An 11,646-nucleotide genomic window follows, 5' to 3' on the forward strand; every position below is an offset into this window, starting at 1 on the left:
TCACTACGCTCGTGGATGAGCATTGTTATAAATATTTTGTAGATAGTCCTTAGTAACATGGGTGTAAATTTGTGTTGAAGACAAACTTTCGTGCCCGAGTAATTCTTGGACTGAACGCATATCTGCACCTTGATTTAGTAAATGCGTTGCAAAAGTATGCCTTAACTTATGGGGATGAATAGTACTTGTTATCGCGGCACGTTTCATCATTTCATTTAAAATATAGCGTACACCTTCGTCAGTTAAAGGATCACCACGATGATTTAAAAATACATAATCAGATGCCTCATTTGTTTTATGAGCTAGTTCCACCCGACCATCATGTAAGTATGTAACTAAAGCATCTTCAGCATACGCTCCAAATGGAACATAACGCTGCTTCTTCCCCTTCCCTTGTACCAGAACTGTTTTCAAGGAAAAGTCGAAATTGTCTTGTTTCATTTGAACAAGTTCACTCACACGAACACCTGTCGCATAGAGCATTTCTACAATGGCTTGATTTCGCTGACCAAGTGGTGTACTTACATCTTCAGTTTCAAACAACTTAGCTAATTCTTCCTCATAAAAAAATTGAGGTATTTTCCGGTCACGCTTAGGTGACGAGACATACTCGATCGGATTAACACTGACAAAGCCTTCCTTCTCTAAAAACGTATAAAAAGACCTCAGGCTCGATAATTTACGTGAAACCGATACTCGAGACAGACCTTCTTCGTATAGTTCCGTCAAATAGATACGAAGATCGGACTGTTTAATCTCAGAAAATCCATCAATCTGTTCTTTCGTGATAAAGCGAGAGAATTGATCTAAATCAGTCATATATTGATCAACCGTATACGAAGATGCGTGACGTTCTACCACCAGAAATTGTTTGAAATCATGCAATAGTTTTTCTGAGGTCATAGAACCCCCTCCTCTTAGCTTTACCATTTAAAATTTTATCAAACTTTTCAAAATAATACAACAATTTTCACATTTTTGTCACTTTTTGCTGATCACCGTCATTTCAATTATGAAGCTTCCTCACCAATAGCAAATTTTAAACGAAGTGAAATTGTGTGTCAATTTAAAATACTTAACTATTTTCATCTTTCACAATTTGTTTGAAAAATATACAAAAAAGAGCTAACGAATAATCGTTAGCTCTTCAAATCATGATTGTTCTGTTTCGCTATAATCACATTCTGTACATTTAACTTGTGTGCTTTTCTTTTGTTTCTTCTCAACCATTAACGATGCACATTTTGGACATGGTCTTTGAATCGGTTTATCCCAAGAGATGAATTCGCATTCAGGATACTGATCACAACCGTAAAACGTACGGTTTTTCTTACTCTTACGTTCTACTATACTTCCTTTTTTACATCGCGGACAATCAACACCAATCTCTTTTAAGATTGGCTTAGTATTTCGGCAATCCGGGAAGTTCGAACATGCCATGAACTTACCGTATCGTCCCATCTTATAAACCATTTCGTGGCCACATTTTTCACAGTTTTCACCAGCAGGCTCATCACGAACCTCGATTTTTTCGATTTCTTCTTCTGCCTTTTCTAAGCGCTTTTCAAAATCTTGATAGAAATCGTCAATGATTTTACGCCACTCTTTATCACCATCTTCTACACTGTCTAAATTATTTTCCATGTCTACCGTGAATTGAACATTAATAATTTCAGGGAAATATTGTTCTAATAGATCAATTACGATCGTGCCAAGCTCAGTTGGAACAAAACGCCGATTATCTAAGGCAACATAACCTCTGCGTTGTATGGTGTCTAAAGTTGGTGCATAGGTCGATGGTCTTCCGATACCTTTCTCCTCAAGTGTCCGAACTAAGCGAGCCTCCGTATAGCGTGGAGGTGGTTGTGTAAAGTGCTGATTAGGTGTAATATCCTGCGCTGTTACCTGATCCCCTTCTTCTAAAGGCGGCAACATTTTCCGTTCATCTTTCTTTTTATCATCTTGACCTTCGACGTAAACTTCCATAAAACCTTTAAATTTAACTTGAGATCCTGTCGCGCGGAATTCTACCCCGTTATTCATAAGGTGAGCTGTCACGGTATCAAGCACGGCTGGTGCCATCTGACTAGCAACAAACCGTTCCCAAATCAATTTATACAACTTATATTGATCATTAGATAACTTGGGCTTTATCGTTGTTGGCTCTTTATGAATAGCCGTTGGTCTAATGGCTTCGTGCGCATCTTGAGAGCGTTCATCATTCTTAGCTTGTTTTTGTTTACCCAAATGAGACTGACCGAATTTCGCTTCGATTAATTCAGCAGCTTCATTTTTAGCTGTATTAGATACACGAGTTGAGTCTGTACGCATATAGGTGATTAAACCAGTCGTTCCATCTTTCCCACCTAAATTTATTCCTTCGTATAATTGTTGAGCAATCATCATCGTCTTTTTAGCTCTGAAATTCAATTTCCGGAAAGCTTCCTGTTGTAATGAGGAAGTAGTAAAAGGAGAAGATGGATTTCGTTTACGCTCACGTTTGTTTACGCTTTGAACGTCAAAAGTCTCTCCTTCTAGTCGATTCAATATTTTTTGTACATCTTCTTCATTTTTTAGATCTGTTTTTTCACCGTCAATTCCATGAAATTTAGCTTCGAATTTTTTCTTTTTGTGAGTAAACTCCGAAGTAATTGACCAATATTCTTCTGGCACGAAATTATTAATTTCATTTTCGCGGTCAATAATCAGTTTAACAGCAACAGATTGAACACGACCTGCGCTCAAACCTTTTTTGATTTTCTTCCATAATAATGGGCTAATATTGTAACCAACGAGACGATCTAATACTCGACGAGCTTGCTGAGCATTGACTAAGTCCATGTCAACCTCTCGCGGTTCTTTAAACGATTCTTTAATGGCATCTTTCGTTATTTCATTAAAAACGACTCGACATTTAGCACCTTCTTCAATGCCTAAACTGTGAGCGAGATGCCATGCAATAGCTTCACCTTCGCGGTCAGGGTCGGCTGCGAGATAAACTTTTTTAGCTTTTTTAGCTGATTTTTTTAGATCATCTAAGACGGGCCCTTTTCCTCTGATTGTAATATATTTCGGATCATAATCATTTTCTACATCGACTCCCATTTTACTTTTGGGTAAATCGATGACATGTCCCATTGATGCTTTAACTTTGTATTTTTTGCCTAGATAACGTTCAATTGTTTTGGCCTTTGCGGGCGATTCTACAATAACTAGATAATCTGACATGTTTGATGCCTCCTACGAGGTTATTTCGTGTGTTTACGCCATATTATAGTTGTCAAAATGGTATTTGTATTAATCGCTTATACTACAAATTCACCTTGCATTATAATCTCATTCATTATTAAATAACTTATATGCATTTGTCAAACGGTTAAACGAAAAAATGTTCGACAATGACTAATTATACGCTGTCGAAAAACACGATTTTTATTAAATTTTATAATTTTTCGCTCTCTCATAGTCCGTTGTTAATATTGTGATCCGCTACCGGTGGACGCTTTCCGCGGGCACGGCTCGAGCCTCCTCGGAAGCTAAAGGAACTTCGGCTAAGTGCCGGACGTCAATCACAAACGCCGAAGTGACCCACATCCTGTGGGCCTCTGGAGGTCTCGAGACTCGTGCTATTCCCGTGACGGCCCGGACGGCCTAATGTCGACGTTGGTCACAGGACGTGACCGAACTTAGTCGACCAGGAGTCGCCACCTTCGCTCCTCACAATTCAACAACTCTATGCGCTTAAAAACATAATAAAAAACAATATTAATAATGATAAGTAAAGTTTTCTTAAACATACTTATTTAATTTGAGGGTGTGGATGATTCTCATTCATCCATGATCCTGAAGATAAATATGAATGGAGTTGTTCGGGTGTTGTCACGGGGACAGCGCCCTCGTTCAATAAATGATGGCAACCTTGAGCTTGTTGTAAAAAGATGCTATCTGGGATAACATATACTTCTTTCCCTTGTTCCAAAGCTTGATCTGCTGTAATCATCGTACCACTTCGCTCTGTTGCTTCAACAATTAACGTAGCAGTGGACAAACCACTTATCAAACGATTTCGTTCAGGGAAATGCCATTTTTGGGGTTTTGTATCAGGTGAATACTCTGAAAGGATTAAGCCATTTCTAGCAATTTGTTCATATAATGGACGGTTTGATGCCGGATAAATATAATTAAAACCGAATCCTAGTATGGCGATTGTATTGCCTTTTTGATCCATCGCATATTGATGACTCAAACTATCCACGCCCTTTGCCATTCCACTAACAATTGACCACGTTTCGGTTATAAGAGGCTTAAGCATATAGGAAATTTTTCGTTCGGCATATTGGGAGGGTTTTCTTGAACCAATAACACTCAATTTAGGTGTGTTTAATAAAGAGAGATCACCTTGATAATACAAAATTAATGGAGGATCTGGAATATGGCGAAGAGACTCGGGGTATGTTTGATCAAACCAGTTAATGATTGGCGAAGAGCAAAATTGTTGCCATAACTTTCGTTTAAAGGGCTTACTATGGATTAATTGTTGTAATTGGGTTGAATGATCGTGAGGGATTGACAATACTCGTGAGAGCTCTTTAGAGGGAGCTATTAATAATGAATCAAGTTCATTGTTGTCGAGGAGATAGCGCGATAGGTTTTGCCGTTTAACGAGGCGAGTTTGTAAAATAAGATAAAGTAAAAAAGCTTGTTTTTTAGTCACATAACAACACTCCTAACCGTTGATAAAAATCGAGTTGGGCAACACCATCATGCGCCCAACTCGTACATTACAAATTAATGAGTTTTACATTTGTCATAAAGGTTGTTTTCTTTTAATGTATCGATCATTGTTTCGCCAATCACAGCTGGAGTTGACGCAACACTAATGCCACATTCATTCATGACACGAATCTTCTCTTCAGCAGTTCCTTTACCACCTGAGATAATCGCACCTGCGTGACCCATACGTTTTCCTGGAGGCGCTGTTGCACCACCGATGAAGCCTACAACAGGCTTGTCCATATTAGCTTTGATCCACTCTGCAGCTTCTTCCTCAGCTGTACCACCGATTTCACCAATCATGATCACAGCTTCTGTGTCAGGATCTTCATTGAATGCTTTTAATGTGTCGATGAAATCTGTACCATTCACAGGATCGCCACCAATCCCAACAGCTGTTGATTGACCAAAGCCATTTTCAGATAATTGATGAACCGCTTCATAAGTTAGTGTACCTGAACGGGATACAACACCAATGTGACCTTTTTTGTGGATGTAACCAGGCATAATACCAATCTTACATTCTTCTGGTGTAATCACACCTGGGCAGTTTGGTCCTACTAAGCGCGTTTTCTTACCTTCCATATAACGCTTCACTTTGACCATGTCTTGTACTGGAATATGCTCAGTGATACAAATGACTAAATCTAACTCTGCATCAACTGCTTCCATAATCGCATCTGCAGCAAATGGCGCTGGTACATATACAACAGAAGCATTGGCGCCAGTTTCCTCAACAGCATTTTCTACTGTATTGAAAACAGGGACACCTTCTACTTCAGTACCACCTTTTTTCGGTGTTACACCACCGACGATTTGTGTACCATAGTCAAGCATTTGTTTTGTGTGGAAAAGCGCTGTTCCACCAGTAATACCTTGAACAATAACTTTTGTGTCTTTATTAATAAAAACGCTCATTTTCGTCCGTCCTTTCTTATTTTACTAGAGATACAATTTTCTCAGCACCATCAGCCATTGAATCTGCTGATGTGATATTTAAGCCTGATTCGTCTAGAATCTTCTTACCTTGTTCAACATTCGTACCTTCTAAACGAACGACTAATGGAATCTCTAAACCGATTTGCTTCGTAGCTTCAACAACACCTTCAGCAATCACGTCACACTTCATAATACCACCGAAGATATTGACGAGAATTCCTTTAACGTTGTCATCGGACAAAATGATCTTAAATGCTTCTGTAACTTTTTCGGCAGTGGCACCACCACCAACGTCTAAGAAGTTTGCTGGCTCGCCGCCATGGTGTTTAATGATGTCCATTGTAGCCATTGCAAGACCTGCACCGTTAACCATGCAACCAATATTACCATCTAGGGCAATATAGCTTAAGTCATGTTTAGATGCTTCAATTTCTTTATCATCTTCTTCGTCTAAGTCACGGTAATCAACGAGGTCTTTTTGACGGAATAATGCGTTATCATCAAAGTTTAATTTCGCATCAAGTGCTAATACTTCACCATCACCTGTCGTTACAAGAGGGTTGATCTCCGCAACTGAACAGTCTTTTTGAACAAAAACGTCATATAAGCTCATCATGAACTTAACGGCTTTGCCTAAGTACTCTTCAGGAATATTAATATTAAACGCTAAACGGCGTGCCTGATAAGGCATAAGTCCTGTTACTGGATCGATTACTTCTTTGAAGATTTTCTCAGGTGTCTCTGCCGCTACTTCTTCAATCTCAGTACCGCCTTCTTCTGAGCCCATCATAACAACACTTGATGTTGCACGGTCCATGACAACTCCGATATAGTATTCGTTTTGAATGTCACAGCCTTCTTCGATGAGTAATCGTTTAACTTCTTTACCCTCAGGGCCTGTTTGGTGTGTTACTAATGTACTACCTAGAATTTCATTCGCGTATTCACGAACGTCATCTAAGCTTTTAGCGATTTTTACACCGCCTGCTTTGCCACGTCCACCAGCGTGAATTTGTGCCTTTACAACAGTAACATCAGAGCCTAACTCTTTAGCGGCTTCAACAGCTTCATCAACTGAAAAAGCAACTTTGCTGTTAGGTACTGCAACGTTGTAAGAACGGAAAATTTCCTTCGCTTGGTACTCATGAATGTTCATGTTACATCCTCCCATCAAAAGTCACTACAATATACTTAATTAATTAAAACCACACTTCTATCATTATACATGAAATGTGTCGTAATCAAAAGAATCTGTCACATTTTTATATGTGTTTTTAGTATTTTTTGTCTAATTGATAAATGAATACAAATACTTCGGCAACAGCCTGGTATAAATCTTCTGGAATTTTCTCATTTATATTAAGTTCACTCATTAAATTCATTAGCGCTGGATCTTCGTATACAGGGACGTTATGATCTGTAGCGCGTTCCAATATTTCTTCTGCTACTAACCCTTTACCTTTTGCAACGATCTCTGGTGCATCGTCTGCCACTTCATTATAGCGTAATGCCATAGCTTCCTTCCGTTTATAGTGTTCAGTCATACGCGAAAATCCACCCCTTTATAAGACGAGTAAACGGATTCTTCTTGTTGAATATCTGGACTTTGATGCTGTTGCTCGATCGGTTTTACTTGTATTTGATTGAGTTCATACTGCTTATCTCTTAAATTCAATTTAAGTGTTTCGGCGAATCCATTAACTAAAGGTTCCAATTGACTAGGGTCTTCATGATAAATATCTAGTGAAACATCTCCCTGTTTAACCCGCATATCTAAAACCGTTTGTTCAAGATTTGGTAAATTTAAATAAAACATAATCCGACAGTTCTGAGGGTGAATTGATCCATCAGCTTGGCGTTGACCTTCAAAATCCATCCATAAATCTTCGTTCAAACCTAACATTTCCTTCGGTAACTGAGCGGAAAATTGCATCCAATCTTTCGCTGTATCTTGCATAGATAGATGCATCGCTTGTAGAACTTGATTCATTTGCCCGAATGATTCTTGTCCTGTTTGTGCGAAGGTTGTTTGTAGTAATTGACCCATACCTGGATAGTCCTGACGCAACATTTGAGCTTGCACCATGTCTTGCTGATTGAACATAGCTTGTAACTGTTGCATAACTTGATTAAACGTCGAGGATTGTTGGGGTTGAGTCAACAATTGCTGCATCATGTTATTTACAATTTGCATGGCACGCGCATCTTGTTGGGTCATAGCTTGAGCATTAAATTGCGCTAGTTGCTGCATTAATTGTTGTCCGTTCTCACTACTCAGTAGTTGCTGTACTTGAGCGGGCTGGTTTTGATTAACAGCTTGCAGAACTTGTTGCAGCATCTGTTGATTAGGTTGAGATAATTGGTTTTGCACTTGTGCTAACGCTTGTTGCATTCGATTGGTGGCTTGATGATCTTGTTGTGTCATATTAAAAAATGTTTGAAACTGTTGCATCATTTGTTGCATATTAGTTGGCTGTGATGATTGCATAACATTTTGCCAGATTTGAAGCCCTCGACTTTGTTCAGCGGTTAATTGATTACCTAACAATTGGTTTAAGTTTTGCATTAACTGTTGACCAGAATCACTAATTAATAATTGCTGAGCTTGCGTGCCTTGATTTTGATTTAAAAACTGGACCAATTGTTGCATCGTTTGTTGGTTGGTAGATGATAAGTTTGATTGCACTTGATTGAATGCAGGTAACTGTGTCACGTTTTGCAGGAAATTCAATCGTTCTGTCCCACCCTGTTGAAGTTGACTCAACTGATTCATAAACGATTGCATTAACTGCTGTGTTTTTAAACCACCTGGTAACTGTTGGTTCGCTAATTGCTGAAAACCGGATTGCACTTGTTCTGCTGTTAAATTGTAAGGTAATGCCATATTAGTTGATGTCGTTGCACCACTCGAATTGATATTAAATGTGATTTGATTGTTCTCAGCCCACCTAGACCATGTACTAGACCATTGAGAAAATGTCGTTTGTTGCCCAATGACACCAGCTTTTTGCAACATTTGAAATGTTGTCTCAGAACCACGTCCAATTTCAGATAAAATTTGATGAGTTAATTGTGTCATCATTTGTTGATTTGATAACTGGTTACCACTAAGTACTTGTATGTATAAGCTCAACTGCATTTGAGCATTCGTCAATTGGTTAGATCCGGCCAATTGACCTTGCATTTGTGACAATGATTGTTGGATAGAAAAAGGATTATTAATTCGCTGATCCACCGCTTTAAATGTCTGCTCCGTTAAAGGGAACTGTCTGGTGAGCATTTCACGCAATACAGTTTGGGCATCATGACTATCACTTCGGGCTAAAGATAATAATGTTCCTACATTTTGTTGGCTGACAGGAAGTTGTTCCCGCAACATTTGGGCAAGCATCGTGGTTTCTTGCCGACTTGCTTGTTGATTACTTGCATTTAATAATGTTCTAGCAGCATCCATGGGGGATCGGACTGGCTCTTCACTAACCACTTGTAAGTGAAGAGTAGGATTTGTGCGGTTTACTTGTAATAAATAGTTTTGATTCGACTGTAAATTAGCATTTAATTGAGCGACTACTTGTTGCTGTCCTAATTGAACGGCTGCCTTGTTATCAGGGAAAAACTTCATCACACGTCCAGACACAACTTGACCTTCACGTAAATTGACCTGATTTGAACTTGCTTGTCCCGTTCGAATTGATTGAAACACTTTATTTACTTCAGCCATTAATATTCACGCCTTATATATTCATTGTTAACGCCAAGGTTTATACATATGACGTTACCGGATTAAATGATCGTCGGTGAAGTGGTGTGGGCCCGTGTTCAGATAATGCTTGTAAATGATTGGTGGTTCCATACCCCATATTACGGTCAAATTCAAAATCAGGATATGTGTGAGCTGCTTCAACCATCATGTTGTCACGCGTCACTTTAGCTATAACACTCGCAGCGGCAATCGATATGCTTCTTTGGTCACCTTTCACGAGTGATTGCTGCGGACACGACAATTCCTCAAGTGTCATCGCATCTAACAGGCAATAATCAGGTTCTTGATGCATATCATTGATCGCTTCTGCCATAGCTTGTTTTGCTGCTTGATAGATATTAATTTGATCGATTCTATTCGCATTGACTATACCAACTCCAACAGCAATAGCATTGTCCATAATTGTTTCATAATATTGCTCTCGTTTCGTCTCAGAAAGCTGCTTTGAATCATCAATTCCGATTAGTGTGGAATCAAACGGATCTAAGATGACAGAAGCGGCTACTACTGGACCAGCAAGTGGCCCACGCCCTACTTCGTCAACACCTGCTATGAACCTGTAACCATCTGAATACTGTGCATCCTCGAACTCCTTCATCTTCTCGAACTTAACCTTTAATTGCTCTTGCTTTTCAACTCGCTTATCATATTGATTGATCAGTTTCTGTACACCAGACCGTGCATCTTTCCTTAATAATGCTAATTGATCACTTGTTACCTCATCTGATTCAACCATTGTCTTAATATAACGAATTGTTAGTTGACTCACATCCACCTCAATCGTCTCCTTTATTTCTATATCGGCATATTTCAATAAATTATAAACTTAAAGCTGGTCAAATGTAATACGACCTAGATGACCTTGTCGTAAATCCTTAATGATGACGTCTGCGACTTGGTCATAATCAATATTCCCCCCTGACATTAAACAGCCACGGTTTTTTCCAATCGTATCAAACCATTCAACTATATCTTCACTTTCTAGATTTAGATTTGGATAACGTTGGGTTAACGCGTTAGGATAATGCTCTTTCATCGTATTTAAAATATAGACAGCAATATCATCTAGATACAGGATTTGATCTTTAATCGTACCAATGGCTGCTAATTTATAACCCACTTCTTGTTCTTCAAACTTCGGCCATAAAATCCCTGGTGTATCTAATAATTCGAATTCACCTTGAATCTTAATCCATTGTTGCTTTTTGGTAACACCTGGTTTGTCACCCGTTTGAGCTTGCTTTTTACTAGCTAAGCGGTTAATAAGCGTTGATTTACCAACATTAGGGATCCCAATGATCATAGCTCGTAATGAACGGGGATTGATGCCTTTATTGCGTCTTCTTTCATTGATTTGCTCACTAATTTGTTTGGTTTGCTTCACAATTTGTTTAATATCATCTTGGTTATTAACGTCAACAGCCAATGCATAATGACCTTGTTGTTGAAAATAACTAATCCAGCTTATCGTTAACTCATGATCAGCCAAATCTTTTTTCATCAATAATATCAACTTTTGTTTCTCTTGAATGACATCTTGAAGCATAGGATTTTGACTCGAATATGGTACGCGAGCATCGACCAATTCAATCACAAGATCTACGAGTGATAGTTGTTCTTCTACCTCCCGTTTTGCTTTCGCCATATGTCCTGGAAACCATTGAATCGCCATACCATCACCTCATTAATTAATCTTATACTTAGTATAACCATTGCGCGTAAGGTTGTCTTTTAATTTGATGTAAAAAAATAGAGCTTGACGACGTAAGCGCCAAGCTCTTTTTGGTTCTTCTTATACCTATCGTCTTTCTGGGATACGCGCTGCTTTACCACGTAGATTACGTAGGTAATAAAGCTTCGCACGACGTACGCGACCACGACGAGATACTTCGATTTTGTCAACACGAGGTGAATGGATTGGGAATGTACGCTCAACGCCTACACCGTAAGAAATCTTACGTACTGTAAACGATTCGTTAATTCCACCACCACGACGTTTGATGACAACACCTTCAAACACCTGAATACGTTCGCGGTTACCCTCGACAACTTTAACGTGTACTTTAACTGAGTCACCAGCACGGAATTCAGGTACGTCTGTACGTAGTTGGTCCTGTACGACTTGGTCTAAAATCTGTTGCATATTCGTTCACTCCTTCCAACTAATGCTC

General features: G+C 39.0%; 10 protein-coding genes. All 10 read right to left on the reverse strand.

What is annotated here, in order from left to right; translation table 11 throughout:
- Nucleotides 1-3: 3 nt before the first annotated feature.
- The 10 genes from xerC to rplS all read right to left on the reverse strand — a co-directional run bounded on the left by xerC (nt 4) and on the right by rplS (nt 11,618).
- Entirely contained in the window at nt 4-903 is a 900-nt protein-coding gene (gene xerC, locus J2S77_RS05255) for a tyrosine recombinase XerC (protein ID WP_306975320.1), read from the reverse strand.
- A gap of 249 nt (nt 904-1,152) precedes the next feature.
- Entirely contained in the window at nt 1,153-3,228 is a 2,076-nt protein-coding gene (topA, locus tag J2S77_RS05260; protein ID WP_306975322.1) for a type I DNA topoisomerase, read from the reverse strand.
- Between the two features lie 571 nt (nt 3,229-3,799).
- Nucleotides 3,800-4,714 (reverse strand): DNA-processing protein DprA, encoded by a 915-nt coding sequence (dprA, locus tag J2S77_RS05265; RefSeq protein WP_306975324.1) that lies wholly within the window; start codon nt 4,712-4,714, stop codon nt 3,800-3,802.
- Nucleotides 4,715-4,788: 74 nt separating this feature from the next.
- Complete coding sequence (gene sucD, locus J2S77_RS05270; protein WP_306975326.1) at nt 4,789-5,691, reverse strand: succinate--CoA ligase subunit alpha; 903 nt, start codon at nt 5,689-5,691, stop codon at nt 4,789-4,791.
- A 16-nt stretch (nt 5,692-5,707) separates the two neighbouring features.
- Nucleotides 5,708-6,868 (reverse strand): ADP-forming succinate--CoA ligase subunit beta, encoded by a 1,161-nt coding sequence (gene sucC, locus J2S77_RS05275; RefSeq protein WP_306975328.1) that lies wholly within the window; start codon nt 6,866-6,868, stop codon nt 5,708-5,710.
- Between the two features lie 118 nt (nt 6,869-6,986).
- Nucleotides 6,987-7,256 (reverse strand): EscU/YscU/HrcU family type III secretion system export apparatus switch protein, encoded by a 270-nt coding sequence (locus tag J2S77_RS05280; RefSeq protein WP_306975329.1) that lies wholly within the window; start codon nt 7,254-7,256, stop codon nt 6,987-6,989.
- The gene (locus tag J2S77_RS05285; RefSeq protein ID WP_306975331.1) at nt 7,253-9,433 is read right to left on the reverse strand and encodes a TP0910 N-terminal domain-containing protein; all 2,181 of its coding nucleotides are present in this window, start codon (nt 9,431-9,433) and stop codon (nt 7,253-7,255) included. Before J2S77_RS05285 ends, J2S77_RS05280 begins: the two co-directional genes overlap by 4 nt.
- Before the next feature lie 40 nt (nt 9,434-9,473).
- Nucleotides 9,474-10,244, reverse strand: a complete 771-nt coding sequence (gene rnhB, locus J2S77_RS05290; RefSeq protein WP_306975507.1) for a ribonuclease HII — start codon at nt 10,242-10,244, stop codon at nt 9,474-9,476.
- A gap of 57 nt (nt 10,245-10,301) precedes the next feature.
- Nucleotides 10,302-11,147: a ribosome biogenesis GTPase YlqF gene (ylqF, locus tag J2S77_RS05295; RefSeq protein ID WP_306975333.1), complete on the reverse strand. Its 846-nt coding sequence runs from the start codon at nt 11,145-11,147 to the stop codon at nt 10,302-10,304.
- A 126-nt stretch (nt 11,148-11,273) separates the two neighbouring features.
- The gene (gene rplS, locus J2S77_RS05300) at nt 11,274-11,618 is read right to left on the reverse strand and encodes a 50S ribosomal protein L19 (protein WP_306975334.1); all 345 of its coding nucleotides are present in this window, start codon (nt 11,616-11,618) and stop codon (nt 11,274-11,276) included.
- Between the last annotated feature and the right edge of the window lie 28 nt (nt 11,619-11,646).

This window comes from Alkalibacillus salilacus, assembly GCF_030812915.1.
GTDB lineage: Bacteria > Bacillota > Bacilli > Bacillales > Alkalibacillaceae > Alkalibacillus > Alkalibacillus salilacus.

Excerpts from the sequence above, each read along its gene's own strand:
- rplS (WP_306975334.1), bottom strand. The coding sequence starts at position 11,618 with ATGCAACAGATTTTAGACCAAGTCGTACAGGACCAACTACGTACAGAC.
- ylqF (WP_306975333.1), bottom strand. The coding sequence starts at position 11,147 with ATGGCGATTCAATGGTTTCCAGGACATATGGCGAAAGCAAAACGGGAG.
- J2S77_RS05285 (WP_306975331.1), bottom strand. The coding sequence starts at position 9,433 with ATGGCTGAAGTAAATAAAGTGTTTCAATCAATTCGAACGGGACAAGCA.
- J2S77_RS05280 (WP_306975329.1), bottom strand. The coding sequence starts at position 7,256 with ATGACTGAACACTATAAACGGAAGGAAGCTATGGCATTACGCTATAAT.
- sucC (WP_306975328.1), bottom strand. The coding sequence starts at position 6,868 with ATGAACATTCATGAGTACCAAGCGAAGGAAATTTTCCGTTCTTACAAC.
- xerC (WP_306975320.1), bottom strand. The coding sequence starts at position 903 with ATGACCTCAGAAAAACTATTGCATGATTTCAAACAATTTCTGGTGGTA.
- topA (WP_306975322.1), bottom strand. The coding sequence starts at position 3,228 with ATGTCAGATTATCTAGTTATTGTAGAATCGCCCGCAAAGGCCAAAACA.
- sucD (WP_306975326.1), bottom strand. The coding sequence starts at position 5,691 with ATGAGCGTTTTTATTAATAAAGACACAAAAGTTATTGTTCAAGGTATT.